The 16,145-nt window shown below is 69.2% G+C and carries 16 protein-coding genes; 7 read left to right on the top strand and 9 right to left on the bottom strand.

What is annotated here, in order from left to right:
* The first annotated feature begins 142 nt into the window (after positions 1 to 142).
* Positions 143 to 1,375, top strand: a complete 1,233-nt coding sequence (alaC, locus tag BLU22_RS12195; protein ID WP_162274141.1) for an alanine transaminase — start codon at positions 143 to 145, stop codon at positions 1,373 to 1,375.
* A gap of 47 nt (positions 1,376 to 1,422) precedes the next feature.
* On the opposite strand, the gene BLU22_RS12190 is transcribed toward alaC, so the two are convergent.
* Positions 1,423 to 2,349 carry a 1-phosphofructokinase family hexose kinase gene (locus tag BLU22_RS12190; protein ID WP_090214925.1) on the bottom strand — a complete coding sequence of 309 codons (927 nt, stop codon included), beginning with the start codon at positions 2,347 to 2,349 and terminating at the stop codon, positions 1,423 to 1,425.
* 316 nt (positions 2,350 to 2,665) lie between these two features.
* On the opposite strand from BLU22_RS12190, the gene BLU22_RS12185 reads away from it, so the two are divergent.
* Complete coding sequence (locus tag BLU22_RS12185; protein WP_090214922.1) at positions 2,666 to 3,343, top strand: DUF4197 domain-containing protein; 678 nt, start codon at positions 2,666 to 2,668, stop codon at positions 3,341 to 3,343.
* Between the two features lie 141 nt (positions 3,344 to 3,484).
* On the opposite strand, the gene BLU22_RS12180 is transcribed toward BLU22_RS12185, so the two are convergent.
* The gene (locus tag BLU22_RS12180; protein ID WP_090214919.1) at positions 3,485 to 4,480 is read right to left on the bottom strand and encodes an MBL fold metallo-hydrolase; all 996 of its coding nucleotides are present in this window, start codon (positions 4,478 to 4,480) and stop codon (positions 3,485 to 3,487) included.
* A 189-nt stretch (positions 4,481 to 4,669) separates the two neighbouring features.
* Between BLU22_RS12180 and zapE the strand changes: the two genes are divergently transcribed.
* Positions 4,670 to 5,836 carry a cell division protein ZapE gene (gene zapE, locus BLU22_RS12175; protein ID WP_090214917.1) on the top strand — a complete coding sequence of 389 codons (1,167 nt, stop codon included), beginning with the start codon at positions 4,670 to 4,672 and terminating at the stop codon, positions 5,834 to 5,836.
* A 16-nt stretch (positions 5,837 to 5,852) separates the two neighbouring features.
* Complete coding sequence (locus BLU22_RS12170; protein WP_090214914.1) at positions 5,853 to 6,602, top strand: alpha/beta fold hydrolase; 750 nt, start codon at positions 5,853 to 5,855, stop codon at positions 6,600 to 6,602.
* Between the two features lie 52 nt (positions 6,603 to 6,654).
* On the opposite strand, the gene BLU22_RS12165 is transcribed toward BLU22_RS12170, so the two are convergent.
* On the bottom strand, positions 6,655 to 6,984 hold the full coding sequence (locus BLU22_RS12165) for a hypothetical protein (RefSeq protein ID WP_090214912.1): 330 nt from the start codon (positions 6,982 to 6,984) through the stop codon (positions 6,655 to 6,657).
* Between the two features lie 884 nt (positions 6,985 to 7,868).
* Here BLU22_RS12165 and BLU22_RS12160 point away from each other — a divergent pair.
* Entirely contained in the window at positions 7,869 to 8,735 is an 867-nt protein-coding gene (locus tag BLU22_RS12160; RefSeq protein WP_090214910.1) for an isocitrate lyase/PEP mutase family protein, read from the top strand.
* Between the two features lie 10 nt (positions 8,736 to 8,745).
* Here BLU22_RS12160 and BLU22_RS12155 read toward each other — a convergent pair whose 3' ends face one another.
* Entirely contained in the window at positions 8,746 to 9,717 is a 972-nt protein-coding gene (locus tag BLU22_RS12155; RefSeq protein WP_090214907.1) for a hypothetical protein, read from the bottom strand.
* 251 nt (positions 9,718 to 9,968) lie between these two features.
* On the opposite strand from BLU22_RS12155, the gene BLU22_RS12150 reads away from it, so the two are divergent.
* Positions 9,969 to 10,496, top strand: coding sequence for a DUF3087 domain-containing protein (locus BLU22_RS12150; RefSeq protein WP_090216438.1), 528 nt, complete (start codon positions 9,969 to 9,971; stop codon positions 10,494 to 10,496).
* 81 nt (positions 10,497 to 10,577) lie between these two features.
* Here the strand turns inward: BLU22_RS12150 and BLU22_RS12145 are convergent, their stop codons facing one another.
* Entirely contained in the window at positions 10,578 to 11,120 is a 543-nt protein-coding gene (locus tag BLU22_RS12145; protein WP_090214905.1) for a hypothetical protein, read from the bottom strand.
* A 313-nt stretch (positions 11,121 to 11,433) separates the two neighbouring features.
* Here BLU22_RS12145 and BLU22_RS12140 point away from each other — a divergent pair, with 313 nt between their 5' ends.
* Entirely contained in the window at positions 11,434 to 12,162 is a 729-nt protein-coding gene (locus tag BLU22_RS12140; protein WP_090214903.1) for a TorF family putative porin, read from the top strand.
* Between the two features lie 433 nt (positions 12,163 to 12,595).
* Here the strand turns inward: BLU22_RS12140 and BLU22_RS12135 are convergent, their stop codons facing one another.
* The 4 genes from BLU22_RS12135 to selD form a co-directional block, all read right to left on the bottom strand.
* The gene (locus tag BLU22_RS12135; RefSeq protein ID WP_090214899.1) at positions 12,596 to 13,486 is read right to left on the bottom strand and encodes an AEC family transporter; all 891 of its coding nucleotides are present in this window, start codon (positions 13,484 to 13,486) and stop codon (positions 12,596 to 12,598) included.
* A 66-nt stretch (positions 13,487 to 13,552) separates the two neighbouring features.
* Positions 13,553 to 13,831 (bottom strand): hypothetical protein, encoded by a 279-nt coding sequence (locus BLU22_RS12130; RefSeq protein ID WP_090214897.1) that lies wholly within the window; start codon positions 13,829 to 13,831, stop codon positions 13,553 to 13,555.
* A gap of 48 nt (positions 13,832 to 13,879) precedes the next feature.
* Positions 13,880 to 14,980 carry a tRNA 2-selenouridine(34) synthase MnmH gene (gene mnmH / locus BLU22_RS12125; RefSeq protein WP_090214895.1) on the bottom strand — a complete coding sequence of 367 codons (1,101 nt, stop codon included), beginning with the start codon at positions 14,978 to 14,980 and terminating at the stop codon, positions 13,880 to 13,882.
* Positions 14,980 to 16,026, bottom strand: coding sequence for a selenide, water dikinase SelD (selD, locus tag BLU22_RS12120; protein WP_090214892.1), 1,047 nt, complete (start codon positions 16,024 to 16,026; stop codon positions 14,980 to 14,982). Before selD ends, mnmH begins: the two co-directional genes overlap by 1 nt.
* Positions 16,027 to 16,145 lie beyond the last annotated feature (119 nt).

Here is a 16,145-nt window from a genome sequence, read left to right as displayed (position 1 = left end):
GGCTTCTGCTTTGCGGACGGCGGAAAGGCCATCTGGCCTCTCGACAGACGTCATCCGGCCGGCGTATCGTCGCCGACGCAGGCCAGCGCACTGGCCAACGTCGCTCGGACGGTTCCGGGCGCTTACGTACTTCGAGGAAATCATGGCCGAACACGGCAAACGCCGCTTTGCGCGCATCGATCGTCTCCCCCCCTACGTCTTCAACATCACCGCCGAACTGAAGATGGCCGCCCGCCGCCGTGGCGAGGACATCGTCGACTTCAGCATGGGCAACCCCGACGGCGCCACCCCGCCGCACATCGTCGACAAGCTGGTACAGGTCGCCCAGCGCGAGGACACCCACGGCTACTCCACCTCGCGCGGCATCCCGCGCCTGCGCCGCGCCATCTCGCGCTGGTACCAGGACCGCTACCAGGTCGACATCGACCCGGACAGCGAAGCCATCGTCACCATCGGCTCCAAGGAAGGCCTGGCGCACCTGATGCTGGCCACCCTCGACCACGGCGACACCGTGCTGGTGCCCAACCCCAGCTACCCGATCCACATCTACGGCGCGGTGATCGCCGGCGCCCAGGTGCGCTCGGTGCCGCTGGTGCCCGGCGTCGACTTCTTCGCCGAGCTGGAGCGGGCGATCCGCGAGTCGATTCCCAAGCCGAAGATGATGATCATCGGCTTCCCCTCCAACCCCACCGCGCAGTGCGTGGAGCTGGACTTCTTCGAGCGCGTGGTCGCCCTGGCCAAGCAGTACGACATCCTCGTGGTGCACGACCTGGCCTACGCCGACATCGTCTACGACGGCTGGAAGGCGCCGTCGATCATGCAGGTGCCGGGCGCCAAGGACGTCGCCGTGGAGTTCTTCACCCTGTCGAAGAGCTACAACATGGCCGGCTGGCGGATCGGCTTCATGGTCGGCAATCAAGAACTCGTGAGCGCCCTGGCGCGGATCAAGAGCTACCACGACTACGGCACCTTCACCCCGCTGCAGGTGGCCGCCATCGCCGCCCTGGAAGGCGACCAGCAGTGCGTGCGCGAGATCGCCGACAAGTACCGCGAGCGGCGCAACGTGCTGGTCAAGGGCTTGCACGAGATCGGCTGGATGGTCGAGAAGCCCAAGGCGTCGATGTACATCTGGGCGAAGATCCCCGAGGCCTACGCCCACCTCGGCTCGCTGGAGTTCGCCAAGAAGCTCTTGGCCGAGGCCAAGGTCTGCGTCTCGCCGGGCATCGGCTTCGGCGACTACGGCGACGACCACGTGCGCTTCGCGCTGATCGAGAACCTCGACCGCACCCGCCAGGCGATCCGCGGCATCAAGGCGATGTTCCGCGCCGACGGCCTGCTGCCTCCGAAGGCGGCCAAGGGCGATAGCGCCGGTTGAGCCTCCAGCCGCGAGGAAAAACGCCCAGGCGGTTTTCCTCGCTTGTCTCACCCCTTCCAGTACAACCGCTGCACATCCTCCACCCGGCACAGCTCGGTGCCGGGGCGCATGATGGTCGCCGAGCCGGCGGCGATGCCGTAGCGCACCGCCTCGTGCAGGCTCCAACCACGGCTCAGGGCGAGGACCATGGCGCCGACCATGCTGTCCCCCGCGCCCACCGCACTGCACACCGGCACGTCCAGCGGCGGGAAACGCTCGATACCTTCCCGGCTGGCCAGCACCGCCCCCTCGCCACCCAGCGACAGCACTATGACCTCCGCCACGCCACGCCCGATCAGCTCGCGCAGCGCCGCTTCCTGCGCCGCCGCGCCCTCCACCTTGCCACCCGCCAGCGTGGCCAGCTTGCTGAGGCTCGGCTTGAGCAGATGGATGGCGCCGCGCTGGCCGGCATGGCGCAACGCCTCGCCCGAGCAGTCGAGCACCAGCCGCGCACCGATACGTTGCGCCAGCGCGACCACCTGGTCGAAAAACATCGGCGCCACCCCGGGCGGGAAGCTGCCGCTGAGCACCAACCAGGACGGCCGCGGATCGAGCGCGGCGATGGCGTCCAGGCAGGCCTGCTGCTCCACCGCCGACAGTTCCGGGCCGGGCAGCACGAAGCGGTACTGGAGCCCGGAGGCGCCCTCGTCGACAGTGAAGCTCTCGCGGGTATCGCCGGCGATCGGCACGCGCCGCTGCGGCACACCCAGCCCGGCAAGGGTGCGCTCGAGCAGGTCGCCGAACGGCCCGCCGCCCGGATACACCGCCAGTGCGTCGCCGCCGAGGGTGGCCACCACACGCGCCACGTTGATCCCGCCGCCGCCCGGATCGTAGTGCGGCAGACTGCAGCGCAGCTTGCGGGTCGGCTCGACCCGGGCGGCGGTGGTGGACAGGTCCATCGCCGGATTGAGGGTCAGGGTGACAATGCGCGACATCGGAATCTCCTGAAGAGCCACCACACAGAACTCCGGGGCGTGCCGTTGCATTCTGCGCAAGACGCGGACCTGCACGCCCGCGCCCGCCTCTCTTGCCCCCGACGTGCTCGCCAGCGCAGCAGGCAACCGCATGCGACAGGCAAAGCCCCGCGAGCCACTCACGGTGGCGGGCGTCACGACCAGGGCACTGCGCCCTCAAGACTCACGACGGCCCAAGGCACTCAGGAGCGCCTCGTCCCCGAGCGCTCCGCTCCACGGCCCGCAGCGGCGCGCTGCTATGATAAGGTCATTCTCCCCCGCCACAGGACTGCCCACCATGCACCGCCTCACCGCCCTGCTCGCCGGCCTTGCGCTCTGCGCCAATGCCTTCGCCTTCTCCCTCGCCGACCTCAGCCAGAGCGATGCCAGTGGCGGCCTCAAGGACGCCCTCGGCCAAGGCGCGCGGATCGCCGTGCAGCAGCTCGGCAAGCCCGGCGGTTTCGCCAGCGACCCGGAGGTGCGCATCGAGCTGCCGGGCAACCTCGGCAAGGTGGCGCGCACCATGAAGATGATGGGCATGGGCGCGCAGATCGAGCAGCTCGAAGCGAGCATGAACACCGCGGCCGAAGCGGCCGTGCCGCAGGCCCAAGCGCTGCTGCTGGAGGCGGTGCAGAAGATGACCATCAGCGACGCCAAGGGCATTCTCGCCGGCGCCCCGGACGCCGCCACCCAGTACCTGTCGCGCAGCAGCCGCGAGCAGATCCGCGCCCGCTTCCTGCCCATCGTCAAGCAGGCCACCGACCGGGTCGGCCTGGCGCAGCAGTACAACGCCTTCGCCGGCAAGGCCGCCACCTTCGGCGCCCTCGACGCCAAGAACGCCAGCATCGAGAACTATGTCACCGAGCAGGCCCTGGACGGCCTGTTCCGGGTCATCGCCGAACAGGAGGCAAGCATCCGCGAAAATCCGGCTGGTGCCGCCACCAGCCTGGCGAAGAAGGTATTCGGCGTTCTGTGAAGCAGGCACGGGGCGCCTTCACGTTTTCTTCACACCCGCGAGGGCAACATCCCTCCCCAGCTGAAGGAACAGCGACCCCATAGGTGAGAAGCCCGCCCCGTGCGGGCTTTTTGCTGTCTGCACGGCGGCGGACTCGCCGGCTCAGGGCGCCGCGCGCAACGGCGCGTACTCCACCGGCACCCAGGCGTAGCCCTCGCCTTCGGCGCGCACATGGCCGATGCCGGGGAACGGCAGGTGAGCGCCGGCCACCCACAGGCGCTCGCGCGCCACATCGGCGAATACCTGGCGGCGGGTGGCGATGGCCTGCTCACGGTCGACGTCGAACTCGATGGCTACCGCCGGGCGGGCGAACTGCACCGCATGGCTGTGCACGATATCGCCCCAGACCAGCAGGCTGTGCGCCCCGGAGCTGAACCGATAGGCGCTGTGTCCGGGCGTGTGTCCGGGCGTGGCCACCGGGCTGACCCCGGCAATCCGCGGCCCCGCCTCGCCATAGACCTGCAGCCGTCCCTCGGCGACATAGGGCGCCACCGCCGCCCGCGCCATCGCGAACATGCTGCGCCGCCCCTCCGGCGCCTGGGCCGCCACCGCCTCGCTCAGCCAGTAGTCGGCCTCGACCTGCGGCACATGCACCTGCGCTGCGGCGAAGGCCGGCCGCCCGGCTTCGTCCAGCAGACCGCAGGCATGATCGGGATGCAGATGGGTCAGCAACACGCTGTCGATCTGCGCCGGCTCGTAGCCCGCCGCCCGGATGTTGCCGAGGATGCCGCCGAGGGTCGGCCCGAAGCATTGCGCGGCGCCGGTATCGACCAGCACCAGCTGGCTGCCGGTGTTGATCAGGTAAGCGTTGACTGCGGTCTGCACACCGCCGCCCGACTCGACGAACATCCGCGCCAGAAGGCTCTGGATATCCTCGGCACTGGCGCCCTTGAGCAGCTGGGTATCCAGGTTGACATAACCGTCGTACAGCGCGGTCACCTCGAACTCGCCCAGCGCCATGCGGTAGAAGCCGGGCACCTGGGTCTGCTGCTGGACCACCGGGGCCGCCTGGGCCACCATCGGCGGCGCGCCCAGAGCGGCGCAGGCCAGCGCGGCGACGAGCAGCGCCGGGCGAGTCGACAGGGGAAAAGTCGCCATTCATCCATCTCCATTCAGGCATGCGAAAAGTGCGGCCCGCCATCCAGGGCCGCGTCGCTCTCCGTTATGCGCGGCCGGGCGACCGCTTGTCCAGTGCGCGCGCAACAGGCAGTCGCCGCGCACATCGTCACGCTGCCGCCGCGCGGTTATGATGCCCGCTCGTCCCGGCCGCCCGTGCGAGAACCGTCCATGCCCCACAGCGCCACCTGCGATACCGCACCCTCGCCACTGGCCGCCTACCGGGCGGCGCTCGCCGGCGGCTTCCAGGCGGACGAGGCGCAGCTGCGCGCCGCGCAGGTGCTGGACGGCTGCCACGCAGCCCTGCATCGGCATCGGCAGGGCGCGGCGCCGCGCGGGGTGTATCTGTGGGGACCGGTCGGGCGCGGCAAGACCTGGCTGATGGACCAGTTCCACGCCAGCCTGCAGGTGCCGGCGCGGCGCCAGCACTTCCACCACTTCATGCGCTGGGTACACCGTCGCCTGTTCCAGCTCGGCGGCACCGCCGACCCGCTGCCGGCGCTGGCCCGCGAGCTGGCCGCCGAGGTCCGCGTGCTGTGCTTCGACGAGCTGTTCGTCAGCGACATCGGCGACGCCATGCTGCTCGGCCCGCTGCTGCAGGCGCTGTTCGTCGAACAGGTGACGGTGGTCGCCACCTCCAACCAGCCGCCCGGCCAGCTGTACGCCGAGGGTTTCAACCGCGAGCGCTTCCTGCCGGCGATCGCCGCCCTCGAACGGCACATGCAGGTCCTCGCGGTGGATGGCGGCGCCGATCATCGCCGGCACCCCGGCGCGCACCACCAGCGCTACTGGATCGCCGAGCCCGGCCGACCCAGCGCTCTGGAGTCGGTCTTCGCGCAGTTGAGCGCGGGCCTGCCGGTGGCCGACGGCGCAGTGAACATCGGCCTGCGGCGCATCCACAGCCTGCGCCATAGCCCGGCGGCACTCTGGTGCCGCTACGCCGACCTCTGCCAGCAGGCGCTGTCGGCGTTCGACTTCATCGCCCTGTGCGACCGCTTCCCGGCCATCCTGCTCGGCGACCTGCCGTGCCTGAGCGCGCCGCAGCGTGCCGCGCGCATCGCCCGCGGCACCGAGGACGGCGCCCGCCGGGTGGCAGCCGGCGACCGCCAGCTGCCGGCACTCTCGGTACACGACGACAGCGTGCGGCGCTTCATCGCCCTGGTCGACGAATGCTACGACCGCCGCGTACCGCTCTACCTGGAGGCACAGGTGCCGTTGGAGCAGCTGTATGTCGAAGGCGGCCTGACCTTCGCCTTCCGCCGCACCCTCAGCCGCCTGCACGAGATGCAACTGGCGCGCTTCGCCCCGCGCGCGCCGCAAAAACTCGCGCAGCCCTGACACGGAGAGCCATTCGATGGACAACGATGCCCTGCACCACCGCCTGATCGACGGCGATCCGCAGCGCCCCTGGCTGGTGTTCCTTCACGAGGGGCTCGGCTGCACGGCGATGTGGAGCGACTTCGCCGAGCGCCTGTGTGCACTCAGCGGATGCCGCGGACTGCTCTACGACCGGCGCGGCCACGGCCGCTCGCCGGCGACGGACGTCCCGCGCACCCTGCACTACCTGCATGCGGCGGCGTTGCAGGAGTTGCCCGACGTGCTGGCCAGGCTGATCGCCGGCCAGCCCTACCTGCTGATCGGCCACTCCGACGGCGGCAGCATCGCCCTGCTGCACGCCGCGGAGCGTCCGCCGCTGCTGCGCGCGGCGATCACCGTCGCGGCCCATGTGTTCGTCGAGCCGATGACCCTCGATGGCATCCGCCGCGCCGTCGAGGCCTGGCAGCTCGGCAAGCTGCAGGGGCTGGCGCGCTACCACGGCGAACGCAGCACGGCGCTGTTCGAGGCCTGGTCGCAGACCTGGCTGAGCCCCTGGTTCCGCCACTGGAACATCGAGTACCTGCTGCCGGCGATCCGCTGCCCGCTGCTGGTGCTGCAGGGCTGCGACGACCAGTACGGCAGCGCCGCCCAGGTCGAACGCATCGTCGAGCAGGTCGGCGGTCGCAGCGAGGCGGTCTTCATCGAGGACTGCGGACATGTACCGCACCGCGAGGCCCTGCCGCAGACCCTGACGCTGATGAGCCGCTTCATCGCCGCCCAGACCTGAGGGCAGCCGACGCCTTCACCCGCCGACAGCCGGCGGGTGAAGGCTTTTCCGCTCAGCAGTAGCGGTCGATGTAGGCCACCTCGGTGCGATTGCGCGCCACACCCCAGGTCTGCTGCAGCGTCTGGTACACGCGGCCGATGAACTCGCGGTCGGCGGCGGCCTTCTTGCCGACGTAGCCCTTGCCGCGGTGGTAGGTGCGCAGCCGGGCGCGCATGCTCGGCGTGCGTTTCTCGAACTCCGCCTCGCCGATCTCCGGCGCCAGGCTGTCGAGGCGCACCTCGCCGGATTCGGAGATCCACAGGATGTGGCTGTCCTGCCTGTCCTTGCGGGCGGCGAACAGGCGGGCCAGGTCATCGAGGGTCGGTTGATTGTTCAGATTCATGGTATGAGCCCCTTTGGTCATTGAGCAGAAGCAGCGGGTGCATGCGGGTTCACCGAACGGCAACGCCGGCACCGGGTCGTGGGACGCGCGGCGGACGGACGTTCGCGGATTCGAATCTCAACCTGAAGCCTGATGTAGCGCTGATCGGAGCGAGCTACAGGAGGCAGAGCGCTGAAGCCTGGGCAGGCTGGCCGGAAAAGCGGAGGGAGGCGGACGCCAGAGCGGTTGCAACACCCGACCGGAAGACTGCGGCACGGCCACGGCATGCATCGTGAGGACGTCTCGCCGGCACCTCTCGCCCTACAGGCGAACATGCCAGCCAACTTCATCAGTCCGCCTTGTGGGCAGTACAGTCGCGGAACGGTCCGGCTGGTTGACCGGACACACTCCGAAAACCCTTTTCAGGGCCTCCGGGTCAGGGAAGCGAGTTCATCGTGCAAGTTTGCCCCGGCTCTCGTCAATCACTTTGTAGTGTTTTTTTAGGCTTACTACAAAAGCACTGGAAGACGCCGCACAAGGTCGCGTACACCATCCTCCGCCAGCCACAGGCCACATCGCCGGCGATCGCGCCCAGCCGCGCGGCAAGCCGATACGGGTGGCACCACTGCATGGCACAAGGCACCCACAGGCCTGCGTCCGAAAAGCCGCTACTCCGGCAATACCTCCAAGCCACCTGCAGCGCGCCCGCCGAGGGACGATCACCCGGGTGGCGAATATCCGCCGTCAGCCGACGCCGGAAACGGCGCCCTTTCGCCACGCCACGAGCGCCAGCACCGCCGCAGGGCCCATGCCAGAGGCATCGCCATGGATTGCAAGTTCGGTACAGGTCTTGCAACATAGCCTCGCCATAATGAATAGCAAACCGTAAGCCGCAGGAATAACTTATGCAAAAAGCCTGTCACCACCAGTTGCGCAACGCCCTCCGCGCCCTGCTCGACTCCTCCGCCTGCTACCACACCGCTTCGGTGTTCGACCCCATGTCGGCCCGTATCGCTGCCGATCTCGGCTTCGAGGTCGGTATTCTCGGCGGCTCGGTGGCATCCCTGCAGGTGCTCGCCGCACCGGACATCGCCCTGATCACCCTCAGCGAATTCGCCGAGCAGGCCACCCGCATCGGCCGCGTCGCCCGTCTGCCAGTGATCGCCGACGCCGACCACGGCTACGGCAACGCCCTCAACGCCATGCGCACGGTGATCGAACTGGAACGCGCCGGGGTCGCCGCACTGACCCTCGAAGACACCCTGTTGCCGGCGCAATTCGGCCGCAAGTCCTATGAGCTGATCAGTGTCGAGGAGGGGGTCGGCAAGCTGCGCGCGGCCCAGGAGGTGCGCGACGACAAGGCGCTGGCGCTGATCGCCCGCACCCATGCCGGCGTGCAGCCGCTGGCCGAGGTGATCCAGCGCACCCAGGCCTACCAGGCCGCCGGCGCCGACGCCATCTGCCTGGTCGGGGTGCAGGACTGCGCCCATCTGGAGGCCATCGCCGAGGGCCTGCGCGTACCGCTGATGCTGGTCACCTACGGCAACCCGGCGCTGCGCGACGACTGCCGCCTCGCCGAACTGGGCGTGCGTATCGCGGTGGACGGCCACGGCGCCTATTTCGCAGCGATCAAGGCCACCTACGACAGCCTGCGCGAACAGCGCGGCATCGCCACAGGCAACGGCCTGAGCGCCTCGGAACTGGTGACCCGCTATACCCACCCCGACGACTACATCGCCTGGGCGCGCGAGTACATGAACGTCAGCGAGTGAGGGCCGCGCCTCAGGCCAGCGGCCGCTGGCTGCCGGCCCCGGACAGCTCGTCGTGCAGGCGCAGCACCGCGGCCACCGCCGGGTCGATCACCCCGCTGCCCAGCGACTCGACGAACCGGCAGGCCGCATAGTCCTGCGCCCGGGCCTCGTAGCGCTCGACCCAGTGGCGGCGCAGCGGCAGCCGCTCCGCCGCCACCGGCCAGTGACCGAGCCCCCGCCGCCCGGCGATGCCGATGCGCCACGGCTTGGCGCTGAGCCGGGCGCGGAAGCAGCGCTGGCGCAGGCACATGCGCGCATACAGCGGATCGGCGCCGAGCGCCGCGAAGCAGGCGGCCACCGCCGGATCGTCGCTGGCGAAGGTGCGCTGGGTGGCAAGCACGCGCATCCCCGCCGGGGTGCGGTACAGGCGCAGGTTCCACTCGGGATGAGCGGCCAGGAAGCGCCCGACCCGGCGCCGCGCCAGCGCCCCGGCGCCACCGTGGAAAGCCAGGAACAGGCCATGCAGCCGCTCGGGCAGCACGCTGGCGACGAACAGCGCCAGGCACAGCAGCGCGGCCAGCAGCGTCGCCGACTGCAACAGCCAGCCCAGCAGCAGCGCCGGCAGCGCGATCGCCGCGAACAGCCCCTGGGCAAAGCGCTGGGAAGGGCCCTGCTGGAAATCGATGTCGACGAACAGCACATCGGGCGTATTCAGGCAGCGCGCACCATAGGCATTGCGGGTGATCACGCTCGCGCCATGGCGCTCGACCACCTCCTCGCGGATCGGCACTCCCTCGGCGCCGTTGTAGGGCACCCGCGGTTCGCGCCGCGCCAGCGGCTCGCCGTCGCGCACATCCTCCAGCGCCTGCCAGGCACGCCGCTCGGCGTGGGCCTGCGCCTCCGTCTGGCTGGCGTCGGACCAGCCGAAACGCCGCACGGTGATCTGCCGCCGGCGCCCCTTGTGCTGCACACGGGCCTCGGCCCAATACTGCGGAACGATCAATTGCCACACCTCCGTTCTTATTGTTATCGGCCGGGCGCGCCGCATAGGGCGCCCGGCAGTGGCGATCATAGGCACAGGGCGAATCCCCGGCCAAGGCCGGCGCGGCGCCCCGCGGCGAAGGTCGAACAAGGGCCCGACAGGCGCAGGCCCGCCGCGGCAGGCAATTGCCCGGGGCGATGGTGTTGCCGGGCGCGGCCAGCGGCGATAATGCCCGCCGTCCCCACCGCTCACGCAAGGAGCCCCATCGCATGATGTTCGAGATCCAGCCGTTCAACCCGGAGGAGTACCGCCGGCAGACGCGCCGCAGCGCGCTGATCGTCATCCTGATCTTCGCCCTGCTGGCCATGTCGCTGGCCATGCTGGCGGTGTCGCTGTTCGGCGAGCCGGGCGGCGACAACTTCCGCTGGAACCTCGGCGGAGTGCTCGCCGGGCTGCTGCTGACCGTCGCGGTGGTGCGCACGCAGCTCTGGTCGCAGCCCTGGATGGCAGCGGCGGTCTACGGCTGGCAGCTCAAGCGCAACCTGATGCGCATCACCAACGTCATGCACCACGTCAGCGCCGGCGTGCAGGCCGGCGAGCCGAGCGCCATGAAGCTGCTGCGCTTCTATCACCTGGGAGTGACGCAGATGCACCGCCTGGACGGCAACAGCAGCGGCCTCGGGCCGCTGGTGCGGGAGATCGACCAGCTCCGGGAAGCCATGGAAGCCCGCGGCCTGGACATCGAGCAGACCCGCCTGGACCCCGCCTGGTTCGAGCAGCTCAAGAAGGCCGGCGCGTAACGCCGGCGCCGGCCGGCTCGCCCGTCACGGGCGGCCGGCTGTGCGGCCCGTTGCAGGCCGCAGACTCGCGAACGGCGCGGCTCAGCCGTCCTCGCCGTCGCCCTCGGCGCTCAGCCGGCTCTCGTAGGCCGGCGCGGCGTAGATACCGATCTCCAGCGCCAGCTCCAGCACCCGGGGCAGGTCCTCGGCATAGACCAGCACGGCCTGCAGCTCGTCGTCCAGCGGCTCGCTGAAGTCCACCAGCACATAGCCGCCCTTCTCCGGGTACAGACTGCCCAGCTGCACCTGGATGCGCCGCAGGGCGGTGAGCAGGTCGGTCTTGGTCAGGTCGCGCGCCTTGAGCACGAAGGCCACCTGCGGCCCGAAGGACTCGACGATGTGCGCAAACAGCTCGTCCGCCCGATCGGCCTGGAACAGCACGGTGTCCGGCAGGCTGCCGACCACCACCCACTCGCCCAGCGGGATCGGGAAGCTGTCGTCGTAATTGACGTCCGGGTTGGCCGCGAGGAAGGCCTGCGGATCGGCGTAGGCCTGCTCGGCCTCGGCGGCGATGCGCTGGATATCCTCGTCGCGCATGCAGCCCGAGCTGATCAGGGTGATCAATTCCACCAGTTGTTCTTTCATCGCAAGACTCCTGCCATGCGGGTTCGTTCGGACGCTCATTGTGGCCGATGCCCGCGACGCTCGATAGCCGCCGCGAGCGCCAGCGCCTGCCCGCAAACGGCTCGCCCGCGCACCAGGGTGGCGCCAGGCGCCCGCCCATCCGCCCCGAACGGCGCTGCAGAGCCGCCCATACCGTCAGGCAACCTATTGATTCAAAAGGACTTTTAAAAACTGGCAAGGTAAATGCTATGAGCACTCCGCCCATTCAATGCAGCGGCCATGACCCTGCAGCGGGAAGGTCCCGCCCGATCTCGCACCACAAGGAGTAGTACCCATGCTCAAGCAACTGACCCTCGCCCTCTCCGCCGCCGGCGCCGTCGCCTGCAGCACCTTCGCCGCCGCCGAAACCGTGGCCAGCCCGCTCGGCAACTTCGACGTCAGCATGAACGTCGCCCTGACCAGCGATTACATCTTCCGCGGCATTTCCCAGACCCAGGGCGATCCGGCGATCCAGGGCGGGCTGGATGTGGCCCACGAGAGCGGCCTGTACATCGGCACCTGGGCCTCCAACGTCGACTTCGGCGGCGAGGCCTCGATGGAGCTCGACTACTACGCCGGCTTCACCAGCAACATCACCGAGGACATCGCCTACGACCTCGGCTGGATCAAGTACGAATACCCGGGCGACGGCGACGAGGACCTGAACTTCAGCGAGTACTACGCCAGCCTGTCGGCCTACGGCGCGACCCTCGGCGCGGCCTACTCCAACGACCTCGCCGGCCGCGACAGCACCCTGTACACCTATGTAGGCTACGAATACACCCTGCCCTACGAGATCGGTCTGGCCCTGCACTACGGCAACTACGACTTCAAGGACCCCACCTTCGGCAACGAGGACTCCTACAACGACTGGTCGATCGGTCTGAGCAAGACCCTCGCCGGTCTCGACGTCGGCCTGACCTACAGCGACACCGACCTCAAGGGCAGCGACTGCGCCGCCTTCGCCGGCAAGAAGGACTTCTGCGACGCCAACTTCACCGTCTCGGTCAGCAAGACCCTGTAAGCCCCGGGCCATATTCAGGGGGAAGGCCGCCACACCTTCCCCCTGCCACAGGCCAGCCGATTAACGGCACGGCACCCGGACGGATGCCCCGCCCGCTCTGCACCGGGCCCAGGCCGTCACCAGACCGCGCCGCCGGAGCCACCCCGGACCGCCGTACATCTCTTGCAGCACAAACGCCCATGCCCGCGCCGGCAAAGCCATCTAGAGTAAGCGACAGCCAGTAGATGGTTAATCGAACCACCTTTGCTACCATGCGCCGCCAAACGAGGGCGGATTGCAGGCGATCTTCCGGCACAGCCCCCGGCAACAACAATAAAAGGCCCAGGCAATGCTCAAATTCAAAGCGAAATGGCGGCAAGCCGCCTTGGCGATCTTCGCCATCACCCTGCTGCTGGTACTGCCCAACCTGACCCGACTGGTCAACTGAGACGCCTCAGCGTCCCACCGCCGGCAGCCACCAGGCCAGCAACAGCGGCAACAGCACGAACGACAGCAGGGTCGAGCACATGACCAGACTCGCCACCGCCTCCGGCGAGCGGTTGGCGCGTACCGCGAACAGGTAGTTGAACACCGCCACCGGCATCGCCGACTGCAGCACCAGCACGCCCTGCGCCAGCAGCGGCAGATCCAGCGCCACCGCTACCGCCCAGCCGATGGCCGCACCGCAGAGAATCCGCAACGCGCCCAGCAGAACCCCCGCACCGACGTGACGCAGGCGGATGCTGGCCAGCGACACGCCCAGGGTCACCAGCATCATCGGAATCGACAGCCCGCCCAGCAGGTTGACGGTATTGGCCAGCCAGCGCGGCAGTTGCAGCTCCAGCAGCATCACCAGCAGCGCCGCGCACAGGCTGAGGATGATCGGATTGACCAGCAGGCGGCGCCACGAGCGTTCGGCGCCGGAGAGCAGCATGCCGAGGGTGAAGTGCCCCACCGAGAGCATCAGGAAGAAGGCCACCCCCAGTGCCAGACCGGCCTCGCCGAAGGCATACAGGCTGATCGGCAGGCCCATGTTGCCGGTGTTGGGGAACAGATAGGCCGGCACCAGCACCTTCCAGTCGTAGCCGGCCAGGCGGCTGAGCAGCAGGCCGATCAGGCCCATGCACAGCGTCACCGCCACACAGGCCAGCGCCATCTGGCCGAAGGCCTGGATGTCCACCTCAGTGCGGCTGAGGGTGGACAGCACCAGGCAGGGCGTGCCGATATTGAGCACCAGACGCGCGACGAAGTCGGTGGGATAGGGTTGCCCGGAACGGGCCCAGCCATAGCCGATGCCGGCGACGATCAGGACCGGCGCCATCACGGCGAACAATTCGGCAAGCATGCAGCCTTCCTTGCAGGGAAACGGAACACGCCCGACTCCGCCGTGGCGACGGGGCCGGGATGGGCATCAGCGGCCGGCGCGCGACTCGCGGATGTAGAAGCGGGCGCGCTCGGCGCGGCGCAGACAGCCGGAGTAGGCCTCCACCTGCTGCTGGGTCTTGGCCGCGGTGAGCAGCGCCAGCGCCTTGGAGTAGCTGACCGTGCCGGCGAAACCTTCCGCCTTGGCGATGTCCAGCTCGCGCCAGGCGGCGTCCAGCTGCGCCGCGCAGTCCGCGCGGTGCAGCGTCTTGCCGGCGCAGCCGGCCAGCAGCACGACCAGCAGCGGCAACAGGGTCCAGGTCTTCATCGATGCATCCTCCGTCGGAAAAATCCACGCGCCGCCCGGCGCCGCGGTTCAGCGCCGTGCGCGCTCGCGCAGGTACTCCACCACCGCCTGGCGCTCGCCGCTGAACTCGATGCGCGGCGCCTTGCTCGCGCGCTGGTAGGCGTACATCGGATCGTAGTACTCGCCGAGCAGGGCCTCGATCCAGCCGCGGTGCAGATCCACCGCGCCGCTGCGCTGCTGCTCGGCCAGGGCCGCGTCCATGATCGCCGCCAGACGCTGGTAGCGCTCGCCACCGAGGCGCTTGAGGATGTTCCTCAGGCTCTGGCGCAGGCGCTCGGCGAAGGCGATCTGCCCCTGCTCGGCGCCGTGCAGGGCGACGAACTCGGCGCTCAGGTCGATCACATAGTCGCCGAGGATGCGCTCCACGCGTCCGGCGAAGCTGTCTTCCAGCCAGACCATCGGGTAGCGCTGCATGCCCTGATGGAGGCTCAGCGGCAGCGAACAGCTGCCGACGATGCGTCCCTCGTCCTCGACGACGAACTGCTCATGGCCGGCGGCGCGCTTCTTCAGCAGGTCGATGGCCAGGGCGTTCTCGAAGTCGATCTGCGCCGGCTGCGGGGTGGCGTGCTTGCCGAAGCTGGAACCACGGTGGTTGGCGTGTCCCTCCAGGTCGAGGGCGTTGTCCAGCTGCGCCAGCACCTCGGTCTTGCCGGTGCCGGTCAGGCCGCCGACCAGCACGAAATCGCACTCGGCCACGGCCGCCTCGGTGGTGTCGATCAGGAAGCCGCGCAGCGCCTTATAGCCGCCGAGCACCCGCGGGTAGGCGATGCCAGCCTCCGCAGCGAGCCACTGCTGGGTGATCTGCGAGCGCAGGCCGCCGCGGAAGCAGTACAGGTAGCCGTCGGGATTTGCGCGGGCGAACTCGGCCCAGGCGGCGATGCGCTCGGCCTTGACCGTGCCGCCGACCAGCTGGTGACCCAGGGCGATGGCCGCGTCCTGGCCCTGCTGCTTGTAGCAGGTGCCCACCTTCTGACGCTCGATGTCGTTCATCAGCGGCCGATTGAGGGCCTGCGGGAAGGCGCCCTTGAGGAACTCCACCGGGGCGCGCACATCCATCAGCGGCCGGTCGTTGAGGAAGATATCGCGGTAGTCGGCACTGTTGTCGCGCATCACAGCACCTCGACCGCGTGGCTCTGTCGGGCGACCAGCGCGCCGATCGGCGCCAGCGCCAGGCCCAGTTCGGCGGCCACGGCGAGAAACTCCGCCTCGCCCTCGGGGGTGACGGCCACCAGCAGCCCGCCGCTGGTCTGCGGATCGCAGAGCAGCTGCTTCTGCGCCGCGTCCAGCGGCGCGATGCGCTGGCCGTAGCTGTCGAAGTTGCGCAGCGTGCCGCCGGGTACGCAGCCCTCGGCCAGGTAATGCTCGACGCCGGCGATGCGCGGCACGGCAGCGGCCTCGATGCGCGCGCTCAGGCCGCTGCCGTCGGCCATCTCGACCAGGTGGCCGAGCAGACCGAAGCCGGTGACGTCGGTCATCGCCGTCACGCCGGCCAGCTTGCCGAAGCGGCTGCCGGGGGTGTTCAGGGTACACATCCAGTCGCGGGCCAGACCGACATCCTCGGCGCGCAGCTTGCCCTGCTTCTCGGCGGTGGTGAGGATGCCGATGCCCAGCGGCTTGGTCAGGTACAGGCGGCAGCCTTCGCGGGCGGTGTCGTTGCGCTTCATGAAGCGCTTCTCGACCAGGCCGGTGACCGCCAGGCCGAAGATCGGCTCGGGGGCGTCGATGGAGTGCCCGCCGGCCAGCGGGATGCCGGCGGCGTCGCACACCGCGCGGCCGCCGCGGATCACCTCGCGGGCCACTTCCGGGGCCAGCACATTGACCGGCCAGCCGAGAATGGCTATGGCCATCAGCGGGTCGCCGCCCATGGCGTAGATGTCGCTGATCGCGTTGGTCGCGGCGATGCGGCCGAAGTCGAAGGGATCGTCGACGATGGGCATGAAGAAGTCGGTGGTGGACACCACCCCGCGCTCCTCGTCGATGGCGTAGACCGCCGCGTCGTCGCGCGAGGCGTTGCCGACCCACAGCTTCGGGTCGAGGTTCTGCGCGCCGCTGCCGGCGAGGATCACCTCCAGCACCTTGGGGGAAATCTTGCAGCCGCAGCCGGCGCCGTGGCTGTACTGGGTGAGGCGGATGGGTTCGCTGCGGGGGGCGGTCATGCATGGTCTCCGGGGGCAGATGCGCGATGGCGGCGATTCTAGCAAAGCCCTGGCGCAGCCCGCTCGGCAGCACCCATACTGAAACCCACAAGCGCCATGCTCGACCGGCCTGTACATGG

It is taken from the genome of Pseudomonas guangdongensis, assembly GCF_900105885.1.
GTDB classification, from domain to species: Bacteria; Pseudomonadota; Gammaproteobacteria; order Pseudomonadales; family Pseudomonadaceae; genus Geopseudomonas; species Geopseudomonas guangdongensis.
This window is presented reverse-complemented; position numbering and strand designations above follow the sequence as displayed.

Excerpts from the sequence above, each read along its gene's own strand:
- alaC (WP_162274141.1), top strand. The coding sequence starts at position 143 with ATGGCCGAACACGGCAAACGCCGCTTTGCGCGCATCGATCGTCTCCCC.
- BLU22_RS12190 (WP_090214925.1), bottom strand. The coding sequence starts at position 2,349 with ATGTCGCGCATTGTCACCCTGACCCTCAATCCGGCGATGGACCTGTCC.
- BLU22_RS12185 (WP_090214922.1), top strand. The coding sequence starts at position 2,666 with ATGCACCGCCTCACCGCCCTGCTCGCCGGCCTTGCGCTCTGCGCCAAT.
- BLU22_RS12180 (WP_090214919.1), bottom strand. The coding sequence starts at position 4,480 with ATGGCGACTTTTCCCCTGTCGACTCGCCCGGCGCTGCTCGTCGCCGCG.
- zapE (WP_090214917.1), top strand. The coding sequence starts at position 4,670 with ATGCCCCACAGCGCCACCTGCGATACCGCACCCTCGCCACTGGCCGCC.
- BLU22_RS12170 (WP_090214914.1), top strand. The coding sequence starts at position 5,853 with ATGGACAACGATGCCCTGCACCACCGCCTGATCGACGGCGATCCGCAG.
- BLU22_RS12165 (WP_090214912.1), bottom strand. The coding sequence starts at position 6,984 with ATGAATCTGAACAATCAACCGACCCTCGATGACCTGGCCCGCCTGTTC.
- BLU22_RS12160 (WP_090214910.1), top strand. The coding sequence starts at position 7,869 with ATGCAAAAAGCCTGTCACCACCAGTTGCGCAACGCCCTCCGCGCCCTG.
- BLU22_RS12150 (WP_090216438.1), top strand. The coding sequence starts at position 9,969 with ATGTTCGAGATCCAGCCGTTCAACCCGGAGGAGTACCGCCGGCAGACG.
- BLU22_RS12145 (WP_090214905.1), bottom strand. The coding sequence starts at position 11,120 with ATGAAAGAACAACTGGTGGAATTGATCACCCTGATCAGCTCGGGCTGC.
- BLU22_RS12140 (WP_090214903.1), top strand. The coding sequence starts at position 11,434 with ATGCTCAAGCAACTGACCCTCGCCCTCTCCGCCGCCGGCGCCGTCGCC.
- BLU22_RS12135 (WP_090214899.1), bottom strand. The coding sequence starts at position 13,486 with ATGCTTGCCGAATTGTTCGCCGTGATGGCGCCGGTCCTGATCGTCGCC.
- BLU22_RS12130 (WP_090214897.1), bottom strand. The coding sequence starts at position 13,831 with ATGAAGACCTGGACCCTGTTGCCGCTGCTGGTCGTGCTGCTGGCCGGC.
- mnmH (WP_090214895.1), bottom strand. The coding sequence starts at position 14,980 with ATGCGCGACAACAGTGCCGACTACCGCGATATCTTCCTCAACGACCGG.
- selD (WP_090214892.1), bottom strand. The coding sequence starts at position 16,026 with ATGACCGCCCCCCGCAGCGAACCCATCCGCCTCACCCAGTACAGCCAC.